17 protein-coding genes are annotated in these 21290 nt (G+C 63.1%); 14 read left to right on the plus strand and 3 right to left on the minus strand.

Annotation, left to right across the window (positions count from 1 at the left end; genetic code table 11):
• The first annotated feature begins 551 nt into the window (after window positions 1-551).
• From HCN50_RS29140 to HCN50_RS29180, 9 genes are all read left to right on the plus strand, one after another.
• Entirely contained in the window at window positions 552-1106 is a 555-nt protein-coding gene (locus HCN50_RS29140) for an NADPH-dependent FMN reductase (protein WP_171713323.1), read from the plus strand.
• Window positions 1107-1265: 159 nt separating this feature from the next.
• A complete protein-coding gene (locus HCN50_RS29145) occupies window positions 1266-1583 on the plus strand; it encodes an FtsB family cell division protein (RefSeq protein ID WP_171713324.1) in 318 nt (105 codons plus the stop codon).
• A 213-nt stretch (window positions 1584-1796) separates the two neighbouring features.
• Window positions 1797-2822 (plus strand): pyruvate dehydrogenase (acetyl-transferring) E1 component subunit alpha, encoded by a 1026-nt coding sequence (gene pdhA / locus HCN50_RS29150; protein ID WP_171713325.1) that lies wholly within the window; start codon window positions 1797-1799, stop codon window positions 2820-2822.
• Between the two features lie 109 nt (window positions 2823-2931).
• A complete protein-coding gene (locus tag HCN50_RS29155) occupies window positions 2932-4323 on the plus strand; it encodes a pyruvate dehydrogenase complex E1 component subunit beta (RefSeq protein ID WP_171713326.1) in 1392 nt (463 codons plus the stop codon).
• Window positions 4324-4329: 6 nt separating this feature from the next.
• Entirely contained in the window at window positions 4330-4635 is a 306-nt protein-coding gene (locus HCN50_RS29160; protein ID WP_171713327.1) for a DUF5076 domain-containing protein, read from the plus strand.
• A gap of 2 nt (window positions 4636-4637) precedes the next feature.
• Window positions 4638-5987, plus strand: a complete 1350-nt coding sequence (locus tag HCN50_RS29165; protein WP_171713328.1) for a pyruvate dehydrogenase complex dihydrolipoamide acetyltransferase — start codon at window positions 4638-4640, stop codon at window positions 5985-5987.
• A 146-nt stretch (window positions 5988-6133) separates the two neighbouring features.
• Window positions 6134-7552, plus strand: a complete 1419-nt coding sequence (lpdA, locus tag HCN50_RS29170) for a dihydrolipoyl dehydrogenase (RefSeq protein WP_171713329.1) — start codon at window positions 6134-6136, stop codon at window positions 7550-7552.
• Between the two features lie 125 nt (window positions 7553-7677).
• Window positions 7678-8919, plus strand: coding sequence for a threonine synthase (locus HCN50_RS29175; protein ID WP_171713330.1), 1242 nt, complete (start codon window positions 7678-7680; stop codon window positions 8917-8919).
• Between the two features lie 135 nt (window positions 8920-9054).
• Window positions 9055-10026 (plus strand): tripartite tricarboxylate transporter substrate binding protein BugD, encoded by a 972-nt coding sequence (locus HCN50_RS29180; RefSeq protein WP_171713331.1) that lies wholly within the window; start codon window positions 9055-9057, stop codon window positions 10024-10026.
• Between the two features lie 152 nt (window positions 10027-10178).
• Here HCN50_RS29180 and HCN50_RS29185 read toward each other — a convergent pair whose 3' ends face one another.
• Window positions 10179-11129, minus strand: coding sequence for a calcium-binding protein (locus tag HCN50_RS29185; RefSeq protein ID WP_171713332.1), 951 nt, complete (start codon window positions 11127-11129; stop codon window positions 10179-10181).
• Window positions 11130-12004: 875 nt separating this feature from the next.
• Here HCN50_RS29185 and ilvD point away from each other — a divergent pair.
• Together ilvD and HCN50_RS29195 are read left to right on the plus strand one after the other, a co-directional pair.
• A complete protein-coding gene (gene ilvD / locus HCN50_RS29190) occupies window positions 12005-13729 on the plus strand; it encodes a dihydroxy-acid dehydratase (protein WP_171713333.1) in 1725 nt (574 codons plus the stop codon).
• On the plus strand, window positions 13716-14561 hold the full coding sequence (locus tag HCN50_RS29195) for a tetratricopeptide repeat protein (RefSeq protein WP_171713334.1): 846 nt from the start codon (window positions 13716-13718) through the stop codon (window positions 14559-14561). Before ilvD ends, HCN50_RS29195 begins: the two co-directional genes overlap by 14 nt.
• Before the next feature lie 102 nt (window positions 14562-14663).
• Here HCN50_RS29195 and HCN50_RS29200 read toward each other — a convergent pair whose 3' ends face one another.
• Complete coding sequence (locus HCN50_RS29200; protein ID WP_171713335.1) at window positions 14664-15164, minus strand: GNAT family N-acetyltransferase; 501 nt, start codon at window positions 15162-15164, stop codon at window positions 14664-14666.
• Window positions 15161-15952: an exodeoxyribonuclease III gene (gene xth / locus HCN50_RS29205; protein ID WP_171713336.1), complete on the minus strand. Its 792-nt coding sequence runs from the start codon at window positions 15950-15952 to the stop codon at window positions 15161-15163. The genes HCN50_RS29200 and xth overlap by 4 nt, the downstream gene beginning before the upstream one ends.
• A gap of 207 nt (window positions 15953-16159) precedes the next feature.
• On the opposite strand from xth, the gene HCN50_RS29210 reads away from it, so the two are divergent.
• The 3 genes from HCN50_RS29210 to HCN50_RS29220 are packed head-to-tail and all read left to right on the plus strand — an operon-like array spanning window position 16160 to window position 21282.
• On the plus strand, window positions 16160-17290 hold the full coding sequence (locus HCN50_RS29210; protein ID WP_171713337.1) for an efflux RND transporter periplasmic adaptor subunit: 1131 nt from the start codon (window positions 16160-16162) through the stop codon (window positions 17288-17290).
• A 3-nt stretch (window positions 17291-17293) separates the two neighbouring features.
• Window positions 17294-20422 carry an efflux RND transporter permease subunit gene (locus HCN50_RS29215; protein WP_171713338.1) on the plus strand — a complete coding sequence of 1043 codons (3129 nt, stop codon included), beginning with the start codon at window positions 17294-17296 and terminating at the stop codon, window positions 20420-20422.
• On the plus strand, window positions 20419-21282 hold the full coding sequence (locus HCN50_RS29220) for an amidohydrolase family protein (protein WP_235977291.1): 864 nt from the start codon (window positions 20419-20421) through the stop codon (window positions 21280-21282). The genes HCN50_RS29215 and HCN50_RS29220 overlap by 4 nt, the downstream gene beginning before the upstream one ends.
• Window positions 21283-21290 lie beyond the last annotated feature (8 nt).

Genomic DNA, 21290 nt, shown 5'->3' on the forward strand with positions numbered 1-21290 from the left:
TATCGTGCGGCCTGTCCTGCGTTATGAAAGAATTTTCGAAGGCGAAACTATCGGCGTGATTTCGATTGAGAGTCCTTCGCCTTTCGTTTTGCATGCAGTATTCGTGTTGGATGCACAGCCGCTTCCTCGAGCTCGAGGGCGCGCCTCATCCTTTGCAATTCCAAATAGGCCTTCGCAAGGTCGAACCGAGTCTTTGGCGTCTCCGCTGATATTCGCTGTCGCATGACCAGCCCTCCGTGGACCGTCAAGCTTAGCCCTGTTGCTCGGCTTCGTCTGTACGCTCTATGACGCAAAGCGTGCGGTTCCGACTTAAGGAACTCGAAGGGATTTTGCACCTGCGCAAGCGGCGCGTCGCGTGCGAGGCAACCGGCCCGCGGATCAAGCAATGACTGGTTCTGCTTGCCGTAGGCCGGCTCCCACCTCAGGCAACCGTCCACTTCGAGCCCCGAAGGGACTGGAGCGGTGCCACAAGCCTATTCCATGCACTTGCATCTTTCTGGCAATCTGGCGTAAGGGTTAGCAGGCGCTTCCGCTGCAACAGGGATACATAAATGGCCACCTACACCATCGTCACGATCGTCGGCAGTCTTCGCAAGGAGGGCTTTTCGCTCAAGACCGCCAACGCGCTCGCCAAACTGGCGCCGGCTTCGCTGAAGCTCGACGTGACCACGCTGGAGAGCATTTCCTTCTTCAACCAGGATCTTGAAGCCAATCCGCCGGCCGACTGGCTGGCGTTCCGCGAGAAGCTGCAAAAATCGAACGGCGTGTTGTTCATAACGCCGGAATACAACCGCTCGATCCCGGGCGTGTTGAAGAACGCAATCGACGTCGGCTCGCGCCCCTATGGCAAGAGCTCATTCCTCGGCAAGCCGGTTGGTATCGTGAGCAATTCCCCGGGCGCGCTCGGTGGCGTCAACGCGGCCAAGCATCTGCAGAACATCCTGCCCGGCATCTCCGGTCCGATCCTTGGCCAGCCCGAGATCTACCTGAACGGCGTCGGCGATGCCTTTAACGAAAAGGGCGAGCTCGTGAAGGAACCAGTGCAGAAGGTGCTGCAGCAATATATCGACGCGTTTGCAGCCTTTATTGAGAAGCAGAATAAGTAACCGCTCTCACCCCCGTCATTGCGAGCGAAGCGAAGCAATCCAGCGCGGCAGAGCGGATAGATGGATTGCTTCGTCGCTTTCGCTCCTCGCAATGAAGGCGAGGCTGGTCATGCTGGCCGCTTTAGGAATCCATTAACTCGGCCGTCGCATCTTGGCCGCATGGTCTCCCGCACCCGACTGAAATCCATTCTGACCGGCCTTGCCCTGTACACGGTGGCGGCGCTGATGGTCGGCTATTTCGGCGTCAATGCCTATACCGGCAAATACGGTCTGAACGCGCGCCAGGAGCTCGATCAGGAAATCATTTCCCTGACTTCGGAATTGGCGCGGCTGAAGCGGGAGCGGGCGCAGGGCGAGCAGCGGGTATCGCTGTTGCGCTCCGACCGGGTCGATCCCGACATGCTAGACGAGCGCGCGCGCTTCCAGCTCGACTACGCCAATCCGCGCGATCTGATCCGGATCGTCAAGCCGAACTGATTCAGCTAACCGTCACAAACGGCGATGTCGGCCGGACAATGACGCCGGCGTCGGTCCGCAAATTTCAAAAAAGCGCGAAATCAATTTCGAAAATGTCGGGGCCACATTGCACTGCGGCATAGCAATATTTTCTCCAGCGCACGCAATCCTTTCACGGCGGTTTGAGTTGGGCTAAGAGGGCTGATCCATCTCTCTTTCTCACCCGGAAATGCCATGGCTGCACCCAAGAAAAGCGTCGTCGTGAAGGAATCAGGGCAGGAGAAGGCAAACGGGTCCCCACCGGAATTCACCAAGGCGCAGGAACTGGCCGCGCTCCGGGACATGCTGCTGATCCGCCGCTTCGAGGAAAAGGCCGGCCAGCTCTACGGCATGGGCGCGATTGGCGGCTTCTGCCATCTCTATATCGGCCAGGAGGCCGTGGTGGTCGGGATGCAGATGGCGCTGAAGCAGGGCGACCAGGTCATAACGGGGTACCGCGACCATGGCCACATGCTGGCCTGTGGGATGGACGCCAAAGGCGTGATGGCCGAGCTTACCGGCCGTCGCGGCGGCTATTCCAAGGGCAAGGGCGGCTCCATGCACATGTTCAGCATGGAGAAGAATTTCTACGGCGGCCACGGCATCGTGGGCGCCCAGGTCTCGCTCGGCACGGGCCTGGCGTTCGCCAACCGCTACCGCGGCAATGACAACGTCGCGCTCGCCTATTTCGGCGACGGCGCCGCCAACCAGGGCCAGGTCTACGAGAGCTTCAACATGGCGGAGTTGTGGAAGCTGCCGGTCGTCTACGTCATCGAGAACAACCGCTACGCCATGGGCACCTCGGTATCGCGCGCGTCCGCGCAGTCCGACTTCTCCAAGCGTGGCGCCTCCTTCAACATACCCGGCAAGCAGGTCGATGGCATGGACGTCCGCGCGGTCAAGGCCGCTGCGGATGAGGCGGTCGCCTGGTGCCGCGCCGGCAACGGTCCCTTTATCCTGGAGATGCAGACCTACCGCTACCGCGGCCACTCGATGTCGGATCCTGCGAAGTATCGCACCCGTGATGAGGTCGAAAAGGTCCGCCACGAGTCCGACCCCATCGAGCAGGTGCGCAATCGTCTGCTGGCCGCCAAGGTCGGTGAGGATGAACTCAAGAAGATCGACGCCGAGGTCCGCGAGATCGTCAACGCGTCGGCCGATTTCGCCCAGCGCGATCCCGAGCCCGATCCGTCCGAGCTCTGGACCGACATCTACCGCTAAGCGCAAGCCAGAGCATGATCCCCACCCGGAGGGCCACGTCAGTGCAAAGTGGAAACCGGTTTTCGGACAAGATCATGCTCAACAAGAGGATTAAGTTTCCGGAGCCCCCATGCCCATTCAAGTTCTGATGCCTGCGCTGTCGCCCACGATGGAAAAGGGCAACCTCGCCAAATGGCTGAAAAAGGAAGGCGAACCGATCAAGTCCGGCGACGTCATCGCCGAGATCGAGACTGACAAGGCGACGATGGAAGTCGAGGCGACCGATGAGGGCACGCTCGGCAGGATCTTGATTCCGGAAGGCACCGCCGACGTCGCCGTCAATACGCCGATCGCGATGATCCTCGCCGACGGCGAGAACGCCGCCGATCTCGCGAAGGCGCCGGCGCCCGCTGCCAAGGCCGCGGAGTCCGCGCCGCCCGCAGAAGCTAAGGCGGAAGCACCGCAGCCCAAGGCCGCAGCCCATCCAACCGCGCCGGCCGCTGTGAGCGAGCCCGAGCCGGAAGTGCCTGAGGGCACCGAGTTCATCACCCAGACCATCCGCGAAGCGCTGCGCGATGCGATGGCCGAAGAGATGCGCCGCGACGGCGACGTCTTCATCATGGGCGAGGAGGTCGCCGAATATCAGGGCGCCTACAAGGTGACGCAGGGCCTGCTGCAGGAATTCGGCGCACGCCGCGTGATCGACACGCCCATTACCGAGCACGGTTTTGCCGGCGTCGGCGTCGGCGCTGCAATGGCAGGATTGAAGCCGGTCGTCGAGTTCATGACCTTCAACTTCGCCATGCAGGCGATCGACCAGATTATCAACTCCGCGGCCAAGACGCTCTATATGTCCGGCGGCCAGATGGGCTGCTCGATCGTATTCCGCGGTCCGAACGGCGCCGCCGCCCGCGTCGCCGCCCAGCACAGCCAGGACTATTCGGCCTGGTACTCGCAAATCCCCGGCCTGAAGGTGATCGCGCCGTTCTCGGCCGCTGACTACAAGGGCCTGCTCAAGGCCGCGATCCGCGATCCCAACCCCGTCATCTTCCTCGAGAACGAGGTGCTCTACGGCCACACCGGCGAGGTGCCGAAGCTCGACGACTATGTCGTGCCGATCGGCAAGGCCCGCGTGGTGCGCAAGGGCAAGGACGTCACCATCATCTCCTGGTCGATGGGCATGACCTATGCCCTCAAGGCCGCGGAAGAGCTCGCCAAGGAAGGTATCGAGGCTGAGGTGATCGATCTGCGCACGCTGCGCCCGATGGACACCGAGACCATCATCGCGTCCGTGCAGAAGACCGGCCGCGCCGTGACGGTGGAGGAGGGCTGGCAGCAGTCCGGCGTCGGCGCTGAAGTCGCTGCCCGCATCATGGAGCACGCCTTCGATTATCTGGATGCGCCGGTCGCGCGTGTCTCCGGCAAGGATGTGCCGATGCCTTACGCGGCCAATCTCGAAAAGCTTGCATTGCCGTCAGTCGCCGAGGTGGTCGCGGCCGCCAAGGCCGTTTCCTATCGGTAGGTCCCCATGGCCGGTCCCAACGAGCAGCCGCTGCCGCCCGACGTCATCGGCCGCGACGACGCCGTCGAAGTCCTGCGCGCCTTCGTGGTCGACGGCGGGCTGTCGATCGCGTTCCAGCGCGCCTTCGAGGAGCCCGACATGTGGGGCCTCCTGCTGGTCGATATCGCCCGCCACGCCTCCCGCGCCTATGCGCGCGAGAGCGAGTATACCGAGGACGAGGCGCTGGCGCGCATCGTCGATATGTTCGAAGCCGAAATCAACCGGCCGACCGACATGGGCTCCACGACGCCGCGGTCGCAACAAGGTCACTGACGATGCCGATCAACATTCTGATGCCCGCGCTGTCGCCGACGATGGAAAAGGGCAACCTTGCCAAGTGGCTCAAGAAAGAGGGCGACAAGGTCAAGTCCGGCGACGTGATCGCGGAGATCGAGACCGACAAGGCGACCATGGAAGTCGAGGCGGTCGACGAGGGCACCATCGCGAAGATCCTGGTGCCGGAGGGCACGCAGGACGTACCGGTCAACGACGTGATTGCGGTCATGGCTGGCGATGGCGAGGACGTGAAGGCGGCCAGCGCCAGCGCGGGCGCCGCGCCTGCATCCAAGCCCGCCGAGGCGCCGAAGGAGGCACCAAAGCCTGCCGCGGCACCGGCTCCATCACCCGCGCCAGCTCCGGCCACAGCACCCGCGCCGGCGGCTCAAGCCACGGCGGCGCCCGCCAAGGGCAATGGTCACGCCCGCATCTTCTCGTCGCCACTCGCCCGCCGTCTCGCCAAAGAGGCCGGCATCGATCTTGCGCGCATCAACGGCTCCGGCCCGCATGGCCGCGTCGTCGCTCGTGACGTCGAAGATGCGAAATCGGGCAAGGGCCTGAAGGCTCCGGCCGCCGCACCCGCAGCGGGCCCGAGCATCGCGCCGTCGATGTCGGACAAGCAGATCCTCGCGCTGTTCGAGGAGGGCTCCTACGAGATCGTGCCGCATGACGGAATGCGCCGCACCATCGCGCAGCGTCTCACCGCATCCGTGCAGACCGTGCCGCATTTCTATCTCACGATCGACTGCGACATCGGCAAGCTTTTGGTTGCGCGCGAGGAGATCAATGCGGCGGCGCCGAAGGACAAGGAAAAGAAGCCGCTCTACAAGATCTCGGTCAATGATTTCGTCATCAAGGCGATGGCAGTGGCGCTGCAGAAGATCCCGAACTGCAACGTGAGCTGGACCGAAAGCGGCATGGTCAAGCACAAGCATTCTGACGTCGGCGTCGCGGTGGCGATGCCGGGCGGCCTGATCACGCCGATCATCCGCAAGGCTGAGACCAAGACGCTGTCGGCGATCTCCAACGAGATGAAGGATTTTGCCGCGCGGGCGCGCTCGCGAAAACTCAAGCCGGAGGAATATCAGGGCGGCACTACGGCAGTGTCGAACCTCGGCATGTACGGCATCAACCACTTCACCGCCGTGATCAATCCGCCGCACGCGACGATCCTCGCGGTCGGCACCAGCGAGGAGCGCCCGGTCGTTCGCAACGGCAAGATCGAGATCGCGCAGATGATGAGCGTGACGCTGTCCTGCGATCACCGCGCCATCGACGGCGCGCTCGGCGCCGAGCTGATCGGCGCCTTCAAGCAGTTGATCGAAAACCCCGTGATGATGATGGTGTGACCATCGTATGACATAGCCCCCGTCATTGCGAGCGCAGCGAAGCAATCCATTTTCACCGGCGACAAGGTGGATTGCTGCGTCGCAAGGGCTCCTCGCAATGACGGAAGAACCGTGACGGTCGCACGACGACAGCGAGCGAGTAAGCAATGGCCGACAATTCCTTTGACGTCATCATCATCGGCTCCGGCCCCGGCGGCTACGTCACCGCGATCCGCTCGGCGCAACTCGGTTTCAAGACAGCCATCATTGAAAAGTCCTATCTCGGCGGCATCTGCCTGAACTGGGGCTGCATCCCGACCAAGGCGCTCTTGCGCTCTGCCGAGATCTTTCACTACATGCAGCACGCCAAGGATTACGGGCTGTCCGCCGAGAAGATCTCGTTTGACCCGAAGGCCGTGGTGCAGCGCTCGCGCGGCGTCTCGAAGCGGCTGAACGACGGCGTCGGCTTCCTGATGAAGAAGAACAAGGTGACGGTGATCTGGGGCGATGCCTCGATCGAAGCGCCCGGCAAGGTCACGGTGAAGAAATCCGCTGCCGAGGCGCCAAAAGGCGCGCTAGGCGACGGCGCCTATCAGGCCAAGCACATCATCCTCGCCACCGGCGCGCGCCCGCGCGTGCTGCCGGGACTCGAGCCCGACAAGAAGCTGGTCTGGACCTATTTCGAGGCGATGGTGCCGGACCGGATGCCGAAATCGCTGCTGGTGGTCGGCTCCGGCGCGATCGGCATCGAGTTCGCATCCTTCTTCCACACCATGGGTGCCGACGTCACCGTGGTCGAGGTGCTGCCGCAGATTCTTCCCGTCGAGGACGCCGAGATCGCAGGCCTGGCGCGCAAGCGGTTCGAGAAGCAGGGCATTAAGATCCTTTCCAACACCAAGGTCACGAAGCTCGAGAAGAAGGCCGACAGCGTGGTCGCCACCATCGACGACGGCAAGAAACCGCAGACCGTCGAGTTCGAGCGGGTGATTTCGGCGGTCGGCGTGGTCGGCAATGTCGAGGGGCTTGGGCTGGAGAAGGTCGGCGTCAAGACCGACCGTGGCGTCGTCGTGATCGACGGCTACGGCAAGACCAACGTGCCCGGCATCTACGCCATCGGCGACGTCGCAGGTCCCCCGATGCTGGCGCACAAGGCCGAGCATGAAGGCGTCGTCTGCATCGAAGCGATCAAGGGCCTGCATCCGCATGCCATGGACAAGAACCTCATTCCCGGCTGCACCTATTGCCACCCGCAGATTGCCTCCGTCGGCTTGACGGAAGCGAAAGCGAAGGAGGCTGGGCGCGAGATCCGCGTCGGCCGCTTCCCCTTCGTCGGCAACGGCAAGGCGATCGCGCTCGGCGAGGACCAGGGCCTGGTCAAGGTGATCTTTGACAAGAAGACCGGCCAGTTGCTCGGGGCGCATATGATCGGCGCCGAGGTGACCGAGCTGATCCAGGGCTATGTGGTCGCGATGAACCTGGAGACCACGGAAGAAGAGCTGATGCACACGGTGTTCCCGCACCCGACGTTGTCCGAGATGATGAAGGAAGCCGTGCTGGATGCCTATGGCCGGGTGTTGAATATTTAAGTCCCGTCATTGCGAGGAGCGACAGCGACGAAGCAATCCGTTGTGCCGCAAGCGGATAGATGGATTGCTTCGCTTTACTCGCAATGACGAATTCAAGACCGCGTAAACAAGAAAGAAAATCAAGCGTGAAAGACAACGACAATCTCACCATCGAACGCCCGACCTTCGTGACCCATCTCGAATGCGCGATGGAAGGCGATCATTATCCCGCTGACCAGATCCACAACCTGTCCAAGGCCGGCAAGCCGCTGCTGGTGCGCTATGATCTCGCAGGCGTGAAGAAGGCGCTGACCAAGGCGGCGCTGGCCGAGCGGCCCGCCGACATGTGGCGTTATCGCGAGCTCCTGCCGGTGCGGAAGGTCTCCGACATCGTCAGCCTCGGCGAGATCACGACGCCGCTCATTCGGCTGCCGAAGCTTGCCAAGAAGCTCGGCGGCGGCGAGATCATCGTGAAGGACGAGGGCCGGCTGCCGACCGGCTCGTTCAAGGCCAGAGGCCTCGTGATGGCGGTGTCGATGGGCAAGGCGCTCGGCATCAAGCACATGGCGATGCCGACGAACGGCAATGCTGGCGCCGCGCTCGCGGCCTACGCGACGTCCTGCGGCATCAAGACCACGATTTTCTGCCCGGCCGACACGCCGGAGGTGAACGTCAGCGAAATCGAGCTGCAGGGCGCCACCGTCTACCGCGTCAACGGCCTGATCGACGATTGCGGCAAGATCGTCGGCGAGGGCAAGGCCAAGGCCGGCTGGTTCGATACCTCGACGCTCAAGGAGCCCTACCGGATCGAAGGCAAGAAGACGATGGGGCTGGAGCTCGCCGAGCAGCTCGGCTGGGAGATGCCCGACGTGATCTTCTACCCGACCGGCGGCGGCACCGGCCTGATCGGCATGTGGAAGGCGTTCGCCGAGCTCGAAGCCATCGGCTTCATCGGCCCGAAGCGGCCGCGGATGGTCGCGGTGCAGGCGTCGGGCTGCGCGCCGATGGTGCGTGCTTTTGAAGCAGGCACCGAGCATGCGCCGCGCTGGGAAGATGCGCACACCATCGCGTCCGGCATTCGCGTGCCGCAGGCGGTCGGAGATTTTCTGATCCTGCGCGCGGTCCGCGAGAGCAAGGGGTTCGCCATTGCGGTCCCGGACGAGAAGATTTCTGCTGCGCTCAACGAAGTGGCGCGCGAGGAGGGGCTTTTGCTGTGTCCCGAGGGCGCTGCCACCTACGCAGCCTACAAGCAGAGCCTCGCCGAAGGTCGTGTTGCAAAGAACGATCGCGTGATGCTGTTTAATTGCGCGACAGGACTTAAATATCCCCTGCCGCCGGTCACGCGCACGCTCGATCGCCACCAGCCGATCGACTACGCGAAGCTGTAGGGTCCTCATCGCAAGGAGACCGCGCAGCGGTCGTCTCGAAGGATGGCCGCGAGGCCGGTGGCTTCATGGTTCGAGACGCGCGGCGTTGCCGCGCTCCTCACCATGAGGATTGAAATGGCGCGTTGGAGGAAGCAGATGCGTAGAATGGTTTTGGCCGCCGTGTTTGCAACGCTGGCATTTGCCGGCTCCGCCCTTGCCCAAAGCTTCCCCTCACGTCCCATCACCATCATCGTGCCGTTCTCCGCCGGCGGTCCGTCGGATGCGATGGCGCGGATCCTCGCCGAGCGCATGAAGCTCACGCTCGGCGAAACTGTGCTGGTCGAAAACGTGACCGGGGCGGGTGGCTCGGTTGGCGTCGGCCGCGCGGTGCGCTCACCGCCTGACGGCTACACGGTCAGCTTCGGCCATCTCGGCACCCACGTCGCCAATGGCGCGATCTACAAGCTCGGCTACGACCTCGTCACCGATCTCGAACCGGTGGCGCTGTTGCCGAGCAATCCGATGATCATCGTCAGCAAGAAGGCGGTCCCGGCCACCTCGCTGAAGGAGTTTGTGGCCTGGCTCAAGGCGCAACCGGCGGCACCGACGGCGGGCACCGCAGGCGCCGGCTCCGGCAGCCATATCGCGGGGCTCTATTTCGAGAGTGTCACCGGGATCAAGCTGCAATATGTACCGTATCGCGGCACCGGCCCCGCGATGAACGATCTCGTCGCGGGCCAGATCGACATGATCGTCGACCAGACCTCCAACTCGATCGGGCAGGTGCGTGCCGGCAACATCCGCGCCTATGCCATCACCGACTCCAAGCGCGTCGAGTCGGCCGCCGACATTCCGACCGTGGACGAGGCGGGGCTGCCTGGATTTCACATGACGCTGTGGTCCGGCCTCTGGGTGCCCAAGGATACGCCGAAGGATGTCATCGCGAAGCTGAACGCCGCGACGGTGGAAGCGTTGAACGATTCGGCCGTGCGAAAGCAGCTCGAAAATCTCGGCCTGCAGATGCCGCCAAAGGACAAGCGCACGCCAGAAGCGCTCGGCGCCTGGCAAAAAGCCGAGATCGAAAAATGGTGGCCGATGATCAAGGCCGCCAACGTCAAGGTGGATTGAACGACGCAACGCTGCGTAGCCCGGCTCATGCAGGCAACTTGATCTGTGCTCGACGCGGTCCAGCGCCCGGTGCCGATTGAATCGGAGCCGGACGCCGGAGAACAAGGGCCGGGAGGCGGCCCTTGTCCGTGATTGTGCCTGTTGTTTTCGGCTTAACCGTGCATCGCGGCCATCGCCGTCGCTTCGTTGTGGTGGCCGCCGTCAGTGCCGCCACCGGCCAGCACGCCATCGTCCTCCAGATCGAAGTGCGCGCCGCCGAGTTCACCGACCTTCTCGTAGGCGCCATACACGGTCTGGGTCACGTTGATGTCGCTCTGCTTCACCAGGTTGCCGTAGACAGTGATGGTGCCGAGCAGATCCTCGTCATGCGCACCAGCATTGCCTTGCTGGCTGATGACGGTGATCACGCTGTAGTCGTTCTTGCCGTCGCCGTTGCTGTCCTTGTGCTCGATCGACTTGACCTCGGCGGTGTGCGCCGAGATTTCGATCTTGTCACCCTGGGCGCGATTGAAATCGCGGATCACGTCGTTGCCGAAGCCGTCGACCCAGTGGTCATGAACCGCGCCGTTCTCGCCGGTGACGCCGACCCAGTCGATCGTGCCGTCAGCGTTGACATGCTTGGCGACGATCTCATCCTTGGCGTTCACCATGCCTTCGAAGCGGAAGGTATCGCCGCCGGCGCCGCCGGTAAGCGTGTCGTTGACCGCCTTGAACGCGGCGGTTTCGTCGGCGAAGATCTGCGTCTTGCCGTCCTGGGCCGCGACCATCTCGCCGGCATCCGACCGGCTGAGCAGGACGTCGTTGCCGGTGCCGCCATCCATCCGGTCGGCGCCGAAGCCGCCGACGAGAAGGTCGGCGCCGGAGCCGCCCGAGAGGTTGTCGTTACCCGAGCCGCCCCAGATCTTGTCGGCGCCGGAGCCGCCGTTGAGCGTGTCGTTTCCGGCCATCCCGGCGAGCGTGTCTTCCTTGGCGCCTCCGAACAAGACGTTGTTGGCTGTGGTCCCGTTCAGATGATCATGGTCGGAGCTGCCGCCGCCGAACCTGGCGAAAAAATCTTCGAAGCGGTCGTTGTCGAAGAATCTGTTCAGATTGAAGCGTGCCATTATTCAAACCTCTTACTCGGAGGCCTCACGAGACTACTAACGACCACCCTGGATTTTGGGAATGCGAGGTGATGCGCGCGGGGAGAACGTGAGGCAGGATTCCCTCACCCGCATCGAAGGAAAAACAGCAAAACGGGCCGGGGGCTGGACCTGTGCGCGGCGGTTTTGCGCTTCGTATGGGCAATATGGTGACGCGAAAGGCGTTCGTGCGGCCGATCCTTCTGTAGGCGCCTCATTTCAAGTAGCGATCAAAACATCTGCGGCGAACCGCGTACTGCGTTGTTCTCCCTCGCATATGAACGACAAGCGCCGAGCGCGCGCGCGTCGCGGGCCAAGTCATCGCGTGACGAAAACTGGCGCAAAAAGTGCCGGCCGCACAAAAATGACGCGATCTCTCGAACGCGATGCAACGTTCAGTGTGCATGACGGAGGCGATCGAAGATGGCGCTGAGGATGTGGTTCGCGTTGCGCTGTTCGATTCCCGGCGAGTCGTAGGCTCGCGCAAATCAAGTTGCTCGCGCGATGAGGCGAAGCGAGGCTGCGCCGGGAGAATTTCCCCGACAGATCGCCCTCAGGTTGTTACTGGCCGGCGCCAGCCCACGAAATCGGAGGCCGGCCGGGAAGGGGAACCGCGGGGCCGAGCCGATTAAGTCCAAAAAATGGTTGCCGCCGGGCCACGATTGTTGCGGGACCGCAACAGCAGGGCAACATTTGGCTTGGTGGGCGCGCCCGCCTCTTGCTTACGCCGCTTTTTAGCCACACCCCTCGATGAAACCATTTCTTTCTTAAGCTGATTAGCCTCAGCGCCAGGGAAGGCGACGGGATTTGCTCCCGAGACCCGACAAGGAGATGGCTGAGGAAACAGGTTTGCGCGGATGGACGCCAAGACCGATATCAAGAAGAGATTGCCGAGCCGTCATGTGACGGAGGGGCCGGAGCGTGCCCCCCATCGGTCCTATCTCTACGCGATGGGGCTGACCACCGAGCAGATCCACCAGCCCTTCGTCGGCGTCGCGTCCTGCTGGAATGAAGCCGCGCCCTGCAACATCTCCCTGATGCGCCAGGCACAGGCGGTCAAGAAGGGGGTCGCGGCCGCCGGCGGCACCCCGCGCGAATTCTGCACCATCACCGTGACCGACGGCATCGCCATGGGCCATGACGGCATGCGCTCGTCGCTGCCTTCAAGGGAATGCATCGCCGATTCGGTCGAGCTAACGGTTCGCGGCCATGCCTATGACGCCCTCGTCGGGCTTGCCGGCTGCGACAAGTCGCTGCCGGGGATGATGATGGCAATGGTCCGGCTCAACGTGCCATCGATCTTCATCTATGGCGGCTCGATCTTGCCGGGCAATTTCCGCGGTCAGCAGGTCACGGTCCAGGATATGTTCGAGGCCGTCGGCAAGCATTCTGTCGGCGAAATGTCGGATGCCGATCTCGACGAAATCGAGCGGGTGGCCTGCCCCTCGGCCGGCGCGTGCGGCGCACAATTCACCGCCAACACCATGGCCACCGTGTCGGAGGCGATCGGCCTCGCGCTGCCATATTCGGCCGGCGCGCCAGCTCCTTATGAGATTCGCGACGCGTTTTGTGCGGCTGCCGGCGAGAAGGTTCTGGAGCTGATCGCAGCCAATATTCGCCCGCGCGATATCGTCACCCGCCGCGCGCTGGAAAACGCCGCCGCCGTGGTTGCCGCCTCCGGCGGGTCGACCAATGCTGCGTTGCACCTGCCGGCCATCGCGCATGAGTGCGGGATTAAATTTGACTTATTCGACGTCGCCGAAATCTTCAAAAAGACTCCTTATGTCGCGGATTTGAAGCCAGGGGGCCGTTATGTTGCCAAAGACATGTTCGAGGTTGGTGGCATTCCGCTTCTGATGAAGACGCTGCTCGACAATGGCTACCTGCACGGGGATTGCATAACCGTCACGGGCCGTACGATCGCCGAAAACCTCAAGAGCGTGAAATGGAATCCGCATCAGGATGTGGTGCGGTCCGCCGACAACCCGATCACCGTCACGGGAGGCGTTGTCGGGCTGAAGGGTAATCTCGCGCCGGAGGGTGCGATCGTGAAGGTCGCGGGAATGTCGAAGCTGAAATTTACTGGTCCGGCCCGCTGCTTCGACCGCGAGGAAGACGCCTTCGAATCGGTCCAGAAGAAAACCTACAAGGAAGGCGAGGTCATCGTGATCCGCTATGAGGGGCCGCGTGGCGGTCCCGGCATGCGGGAGATGCTCTCGACCACTGCAGCACTGACCGGGCAGGGGATGGGCGGCAAGGTCGCCCTGATCACCGACGGCCGGTTCTCCGGCGCCACCCGCGGCTTCTGCATCGGCCATGTCGGACCCGAGGCGGCCGTCGGCGGTCCGATCGCCCTGTTGCAAAATGGTGACATTATCGAGATCGACGCCGAGGCCGGCACTCTTAACGTAAAATTGACCGACGCCGAACTCGCCGAACGTAAAACCAAATGGGCGCCTCGACAGACTAACCATACGTCGGGTGCGCTGTGGAAATATGCCCAACAGGTTGGGCCGGCGGTGGACGGGGCTGTGACCCATCCGGGCGGTGCGCACGAGAAACAGTGTTATGCGGACATCTAGGCGTATCATTCTTGCGTTGATGTTGGGTGCCGCGCCAGTGGCGGCTCCGGGATTCGCATTTGATGGCGCACCGGTGAAGCCGGACGCCACGCTGCCCGTGATGAATCAGCCTGCCGCGGCGCAGGCCGTCACGGCCCAGGCCCTGAAGAAGGTGCCGCCTGCGTCCGCCACAGCAACGCCAGTGGCCGCGCCTTCGCTGACATCGCTGCAATATGCCGCCGAGGGCGGCCATCCCGTCGCGCAGTGGAAGCTCGGCCGGATGTATGCCGATGGCGATGGCGTGATCCAGGACGATCTGCGCGCCTTTGAATATTTCAGCCGCATCGCCAACGCGCATGCCGAGGACAGCCCGTCGGCGCCGCAGGCGACGATCGTCGCCAACGCGTTCGTGGCGCTGGGACGCTATTATCTGAACGGCATCCCGAATTCGAAGATCAAGGCCGACACCGAGCGGGCGCGGGAGATGTTCTCCTATGCCGCGTCCTATTTCGGCAATGCCGATGCACAATACGATCTGGCGCGGCTTTACCTGAAGACGCCGGACGCCTCGCGTGACGATTTCCGCTATGGCGCGCGCTGGCTTGGGCTGGCGGCCCAGAAAGGCCAGCATCAGGCGCAGGCCATGCTCGGCCAGATGCTGTTCAACGGCGACCGGCTGCCGCGGCAGGCAGCGCGCGGCCTGATGTGGCTGACGCTGGCGCGCGACAACGCGGCCCCGGACGAGACCTGGATCCGCGAGAGCTACAACCGCGCCTTCGCCAAGGCCTCCGACGACGATCGCGCCACGGCGCTGCAGATGCTCGAGCACTGGGTGCAGGGCAAGCGCGACTGACGCGGCGCCGCCGTAGCGGCGCTGCCGTAGGATGGGTGGAGCGAAGCGATACCCATCAATCTTGTTCGCGATGGTGATGGGTTTCGCTGCGCTATATCCATCCTACGATTCCGCGACAATCTCCTTCGACATCGGATAGCCGGAGCTCGTGCCGAATTTTCTAGTCGGTGCACCGTCATCGATGTAGCCGGCCGACTGATAGAAGCGATGCGCCGTCTCGGTGCTGGTCAACGTGCAGCGGCAATTGCCTCGCTCGGCGGCTCTGGCCTCGAGCGCCCTTAGCAAGGCACGACTGACACCGCGAAACCGCGCTTCAGGTGCGACATAGTTCAGCGTGATCTCGCCTGCATCAGTCACCGACCCCACGGCCAGGACAGCGTTGCCCTCGACGGCGAGCAGGAGCGAGTTTGCCTTCTGCCTCGTCCATCCAGCCACGATCGCCGGCGTCTTGTTGGCCAGCCAGGCGTTCAGCATCACCGGATCGTTGCCGTGATCAGCAACGCACAGTTGCGATATCGATTCCCGGAGAACATGACAGGCTGCCGCGGCGTCTTCGGGCGTCGCGTCCCGAATCTCGACCTTCGCCGCGCCTGTCCCGCTCAAGCCGCTTCCAGATCGAAATCCGCCCACACCGGAACGTGGTCGGACGGCTTTTCCCAGGCGCGGACATAGCTGTCGATGCCGACATGGGCGAGGCGGTCGCTCGCCTGGGGCGACAGCAGGAGATGGTCGATCCGAAGGCCCCAGTTCTTCTGCCACGCGCCCGCCTGGTAGTCCCAGAAGGTGTACAAGCCCTGTTCGTCGGTGACTGCGCGCAGCGCATCCGTCAGCCCGAGGCCGAGCAGGGACTGGAAGGCCTCGCGGGTTTGCGGTCGGAACAATGCGTCATTGGCCCAGGCGGCGGGATTATAGACGTCGGCCGCCGCCGGAATGACGTTGAAGTCGCCCGCGAGCACCAGCGGCTCCTCCGCCTTAAGCCGCTCTTTCGAGTACTCAAGAAGCCGCGACATCCATTTGAGTTTATACGGATATTTGTCGGTGTCCGGCGGGTTGCCGTTGGGCAGGTAAAGACAGGCGATCCGCATCACCCCGGTCTTCAGCGTCACCACGCCTTCGAGGAACCGGGCGTGGGCGTCCTCGTCGTCGCCGGCCAGCCCCGATTTGGTCTCGTCGAACGGCAGCTTGGACAGGAGCGCGACGCCGTTGAAGGTCTTCTGGCCGTGGGTGACCACGTTGTAGCCAAGTGCCTCGATTTCCAGCCGCGGGAACGCCTCGTCGACGCATTTGATTTCCTGCAGACAGACGATGTCGGGCGAGCATTCCCTGAGCCAGGTCAGGAGATGCTCGATCCGCTGCCGGATCGAATTGACGTTCCAGGTGGCAATACGCATGAAAGGGTGCCCGGGCTGGAGCATGGCCCCGGAAATCCGGTTTTTCATGCTCGAACAAGAACTAGTAACTACACATTTTCCGGCAGTGGCATACCATGTGCAGGAAGGCTGTGATAACCGTTTAGAAATAAGGCGCAAAAGTCGCCGTCAAGGGGCAGAAGGAAATCGTCCCGTCCTTTGTTGAAGGACCGGGCGAGCGTGAAAATTATGAAAAAGCGTACCTTGATAGTTCTTGTCGGCGCTATCGCCATTGCCACGGCGGCCGGCTTTATCACCCGCTCTTCCTGGATGGGCGGCAGCAGCAGCGCCCAGGGCCCGCAGCGCCCGCGGATGGTTTCCGTCGAGCTGGCCAAGGCGGAGCGCAAATCCATGCCCGTCGACGTCGACGCGATCGGCATGGTGACGCCGATCTCCAGCGTGGCGCTGAAGTCGCGGCTTGAGACCACCATCGTCGCGGTGCATTTCGAGGACGGCGCCAAGGTCAACGAAGGCGATTTGCTGTTTACGCTGGACAGCCGCCAGATTGACGCGCAGATCGAGCAGGCTGAGGGCGTGCTCGCCAAGGACCAGGCCCAGCTCGAGGGCGCGCAGCGCGACCTGCGGCGCTTCAACGATCTCGTCGCCAAGGGCGCCACCACGCAGGTCAATGTCGATAATGCGAGAACCCAGTCCGACATCCTGACCGGTACGATCAAGGCCGACCAGGCCGCGCTCGACAATCTGAAGGTTCAGAAGAGCTACACCACGATCCGGGCGCCGTTCTCAGGGCGCATCGGCGTCGCCAATGTGAAGGTCGGCAATTTCGTCCGCCCGGCCGATACCACGCCGCTTGCGGTGATCAACCAGATGGCGCCGGTTTACGTGACCTTCTCGGTTCCGCAGCGCGTGCTGGCGGACCTGCGCGAGGCCATGGCCAAGGGGGTCTCCGGCGTCACCGCGACCATTCCGGGTCATCAGCGCTCCGAGAGCGGCAAGGTCGCGATGGTCGAAAACACCGTCGATCAGACCACCGGCATGGTCACGGTGCGCGGCATCATGGCTAACGAGAACGAGACGTTGTGGCCGGGAACACTGGTCGCGACCAAGCTCATTATCCGCAGCGAAGACTCGGTCGTGGTGCCGACGGTCGCCGTGCAGCGCAGTCAGAGCGGCAATTTCGTTTTCGTGGTCAAGGACGGTGTCGCCAAGGTCCAGGCGGTCAAGGTCGACCGCACCGCACAGGGCATGTCGGTGATCTCGGAAGGGCTTGCCGGGGACGAGAACGTCGTGGTCGATGGGCAATTGCTGCTGTCGGACGGATCGCGGGTCGAGCCGCGGACCAAAAAGGCCGGGGCGTAGCCGATGACGCTCTCCGAACTCTGCATCCGCCGGCCGGTCATGACGACGCTGATCACGGCGTCGATCATCGCGTTCGGTATCTTCGGTTTCCGCCTGCTGCCGGTATCGGCGCTGCCGCGGGTCGATTTCCCGACGATTGCCGTGACCGCAACGCTGCCGGGCGCGAGCGCGGACACCATGGCAGCCTCTGTGGCCGGCGTTATCGAGCGCCAGCTCTCGACGGTCGCCGGCATCTCCTCGATGTCGTCAAACTCGTCGCAGGGCACCAGCACCATTACCATCCAGTTCGATCTCAACCGCAACATCGACGCCGCGGCGCTCGACGTGCAGACCGCGCTGACGATCGCGCAGCGCCGGTTGCCGGTCGAGATGATCATCCCGCCGAGCTTCCGCAAAGTGAACCCGGCCGATTTCCCCGTTCTGTTCGTCGTGCTCACCTCGTCGACCCTGCCGCTGTCGGCGGTCCACGAATATGGCGACATCACCATCGGCCAGACGCTCTCGCAGATCCCGGGTGTCGCCCAGGTCAGCGTCTACGGTGCGCAGAAATTCGCCATTCGCGTCCAGGCCGACCCCGAGGCCGCCGCAGCGCGCGGGCTGTCGCTCGAGGACATTAGGACAGCAGTGTCGCGCGCCAATTCCTCGACCCCGGTCGGCACGCTGAACGGCCCGAAACAGGACGTGGCGCTGCAGGCCTCAAGCCAGATGGATAAGGCGATGGATTATCGCCAGATCGTGGTGGCCTGGCGTAATGGCTCTCCGGTCAAGCTCGATGAGGTCGCGCGGATCTACGACAGCGTCGAGAACGAGCGGATCGCGAGCTGGCTCAACAACGAGCGCGCCATCGTGCTCGGCATCCAGAAGCAGCCGGACGCCAACACGGTGGCGGTGGTCGATTCCATCCTGGCCAAGTTTCCGGCGCTGCGGGCGCAGATCCCACCATCGGTCTCGATCAACGTCCTGATGGACCGCTCGATCTCCATTCGTCAGGCGGTGGCCGATGTCGAAGAGACGCTTTTGATCGCGATCGGGTTGGTGATCCTCGTCATCTTCCTGTTCCTGCGCTCGGCGTCCGCGACCTTCATCCCGGCGCTGGCGGTTCCGATCTCGCTGTTCGGCACCTGCGCCGTGATGTACGCGCTCGACTACTCCATCAACAACATGACGCTGCTGGCGCTGACGCTTTCGGTCGGCTTCGTGGTCGACGACGCCATCGTCATGCTGGAAAACATCGTCCGTCACATCGAGCACGGCATGCGGCCGTTCGAGGCCGCATTGAAGGGCGCGCGCGAGATCGGCTTCACCATCATCTCGATCACGTTCTCGCTGATCGCCGTGTTCATTCCGGTGCTGCTGATGGGCGGCATCGTCGGCCGGGTGTTCCGCGAATTTGCGGTGACGGTATCGGCCGCGATCATCGTGTCCGGGTTCGTGTCGCTGACGCTGACCCCGATGCTGTGCGCACGGGTGCTGCGCGCGCACGACGCGACCAAGAAGCCCAACATCGTGCTTCGCGTATTCGAGTCAATGTTCGAGTCCTGGCTGCGGGTCTACGAATGGACACTGGACTGGGTGTTGGCTCGAAAATTTCTGATGCTGCTGGTTACGCTGGCCACCCTCGGCGGCACCGTCTACCTCTACATGATCGTGCCGAAGGGCTTTTTCCCGCAGGAGGACACCGGCTTCCTGATCGGCGTGACGGAGGCTGCTACCGACACCTCCTTCGAGGCGATGAAGGAGCGGCAGCAGGCGCTGGTCGACGTGCTGAAAGCTGATCCTGCGATCGAATACATCAACTCCACCGTCGGTGCCGGCGGGCCCAACACCACGGCGAATTACGGCCGCCTCTTCATCGCGCTGAAGCCGAAGAAGGAACGCGACAACCTCAATTCGATCATCGGCCGGCTGCGCGGCAAGGCGCGGCAGATTCCGGGCATGCAGGCGTTCTTCCAGCCGATCCAGAATCTCAACATCGGCGGCCGGATTTCCAAGAGCCAGTATCAATACGTGATGCAGAGCGGCGACACCGAGTCGCTGTACCGGCTGGCGCCCGAGATGCGCGACAAGATCGAGAAGCTGCCGGGCCTGCTCGACGTCACCACCGACCTCTACATCAAGAACCCGCAGATGACGGTCGATATCGACCGCGAGAAGGCGGCGGTCTACGGCGTCACCGTCGATCAGGTGCGCAACCAGCTCTACAACGCCTACGGCTCGCGCCAGGTCGGCACCATCTACATGCCGTCGAACGACTACCAGATCATCCTGGAGGTCCAGCCGCAGTTCCGCATCGACCCGTCCGACCTCTCCAAGCTCTACATGAAGACGCAGAACAACCAGACCATCCCGCTATCGGCGGTGGCAAGACTGGTTCCGACCGTCGGTCCGCTGCAGATCAACCACCAGGCGCAGCAGCCGGCGGTGACGATCTCGTTCAACCTCGCGCCCGGCTATTCGCTGGGCTACGCGGTCGACAAGATCACCGAGCTCGAGCAGGCCTCGAACCTGCCGGCGACGATCGCCACCGGGTTCTCCGGCACGGCGCAGGTGTTCCAGGATTCGCTGCGCGGGCAGGGCGTCCTGATCCTCGCCGCCGTGTTCGCCGCCTTCGTCATCCTCGGCATCCTCTACGAGAGCTTCATCCATCCGATCACCATCATCTCGGGCCTGCCGTCGGCCGGCATCGGCGCGATCCTCACCCTGATGCTGTTCGGGATGGAAATGTCTGTGATTGCCATGATAGGCATCGTGATGCTGGTCGGCATCGTCAAGAAGAACGCCATCATGATGGTCGACTTCGCGCTGGAGCGCCGCCGCGTCGGCTTGAGCGCCGAGCACGCGATCCGGGAAGCGGCGCTGCTCCGTTTCCGCCCGATCATGATGACGACCTTTGCCGCGATCTTCGGCACGCTGCCGATCGCGCTCGGCGCGGGCGCCGGGGCCGAATTGCGCCAGCCGCTCGGCATTGCCGTGGTCGGCGGCCTCTGCCTGTCGCAACTCCTGACCCTCTACATCACGCCGGTCGTCTACATCTATCTCGACCGTATCGACCGCCGCCTGCGGCGCAAGCTCGAACCGCAGCTGCAGGAAGCCGGAGAAGCCGAGCGGCCGCACGTGGTCGCCGCCGAATGACGCGCTTCGGGCGGACGTTGCGTTGGGCTGCGCGGGGCGCCGCCTTCCTGATCGCGCTCGCATGCATCGCTTTCGGCGGTCCGGCGCGCGCCAACGAGCCGATCGAAATCTTCGACGCGCATCTGCACTACAATTGGGAGCCAAGGCCCTATTTCAGCGTCGACGAGGTGCTGGCGCTGTTCAAAAAGCACCGCGTCACCGGCATCCTCGCCACCAGCCGCCCCAACACCGGTACGCATGCGCTCATGGATGCCAAGCCGCAGGGGCTTTGGATCGTGCCGTTCATCCGGCCGTACCGGGTTCGCGCCGACATCCAGACCTGGTTCGGCGATCCCTTAATCTTCGATCTGGTGCAGGACGAGTTCAAACGCGGCTATTACCGCGGCATCGGCGAATTCCATATCTCGGGCAAGGCGGCTGATACCGAATGGGTCAAGAAGACCGTCGATTTCGCGGTCGCGCACGACCTCTATTTGCACGCCCATGCCGATGATGCTGCCGTCGAAATTCTGATGCGCCACAACCCACGCGCCCGCATCATCTGGGCCCATACCGGCTTCAGTCTCTCGACCGATCGCGTTGCCGAAATGTTTTCAAAATATCCGAAGCTCTGGGGCGAATTGTCCTATCGCAGCGGCATCACCAATGGCAGCGGCAAGCTGACGGCCGAATGGCGCGCGCTCTTCGAACGTTTCCCGGACCGCTTCCTGCTCGGTTCCGATACCTGGATCAACGAGCGCTGGGAGAGCTACGGCGAGATCATGGCCGCCTACCGCGGCTGGCTCGCGCAATTGCCGCCGAAGATCGCGGCACAGATCGCCAACGGCAACGCAAAGGCGCTGTTCGGTCCTGGCCACTAGCCCCGTGT

Origin of the sequence: Bradyrhizobium archetypum (genome assembly GCF_013114835.1) — a bacterium.
Lineage (GTDB): Bacteria > Pseudomonadota > Alphaproteobacteria > Rhizobiales > Xanthobacteraceae > Bradyrhizobium > Bradyrhizobium archetypum.

Excerpts from the sequence above, each read along its gene's own strand:
- HCN50_RS29140 (WP_171713323.1), top strand. The coding sequence starts at position 552 with ATGGCCACCTACACCATCGTCACGATCGTCGGCAGTCTTCGCAAGGAG.
- HCN50_RS29145 (WP_171713324.1), top strand. The coding sequence starts at position 1,266 with ATGGTCTCCCGCACCCGACTGAAATCCATTCTGACCGGCCTTGCCCTG.
- pdhA (WP_171713325.1), top strand. The coding sequence starts at position 1,797 with ATGGCTGCACCCAAGAAAAGCGTCGTCGTGAAGGAATCAGGGCAGGAG.
- HCN50_RS29155 (WP_171713326.1), top strand. The coding sequence starts at position 2,932 with ATGCCCATTCAAGTTCTGATGCCTGCGCTGTCGCCCACGATGGAAAAG.
- HCN50_RS29160 (WP_171713327.1), top strand. The coding sequence starts at position 4,330 with ATGGCCGGTCCCAACGAGCAGCCGCTGCCGCCCGACGTCATCGGCCGC.
- HCN50_RS29165 (WP_171713328.1), top strand. The coding sequence starts at position 4,638 with ATGCCGATCAACATTCTGATGCCCGCGCTGTCGCCGACGATGGAAAAG.
- lpdA (WP_171713329.1), top strand. The coding sequence starts at position 6,134 with ATGGCCGACAATTCCTTTGACGTCATCATCATCGGCTCCGGCCCCGGC.
- HCN50_RS29180 (WP_171713331.1), top strand. The coding sequence starts at position 9,055 with ATGCGTAGAATGGTTTTGGCCGCCGTGTTTGCAACGCTGGCATTTGCC.
- HCN50_RS29185 (WP_171713332.1), bottom strand. The coding sequence starts at position 11,129 with ATGGCACGCTTCAATCTGAACAGATTCTTCGACAACGACCGCTTCGAA.
- ilvD (WP_171713333.1), top strand. The coding sequence starts at position 12,005 with ATGGACGCCAAGACCGATATCAAGAAGAGATTGCCGAGCCGTCATGTG.
- HCN50_RS29195 (WP_171713334.1), top strand. The coding sequence starts at position 13,716 with ATGCGGACATCTAGGCGTATCATTCTTGCGTTGATGTTGGGTGCCGCG.
- xth (WP_171713336.1), bottom strand. The coding sequence starts at position 15,952 with ATGCGTATTGCCACCTGGAACGTCAATTCGATCCGGCAGCGGATCGAG.
- HCN50_RS29210 (WP_171713337.1), top strand. The coding sequence starts at position 16,160 with ATGAAAAAGCGTACCTTGATAGTTCTTGTCGGCGCTATCGCCATTGCC.
- HCN50_RS29215 (WP_171713338.1), top strand. The coding sequence starts at position 17,294 with ATGACGCTCTCCGAACTCTGCATCCGCCGGCCGGTCATGACGACGCTG.
- HCN50_RS29220 (WP_235977291.1), top strand. The coding sequence starts at position 20,419 with ATGACGCGCTTCGGGCGGACGTTGCGTTGGGCTGCGCGGGGCGCCGCC.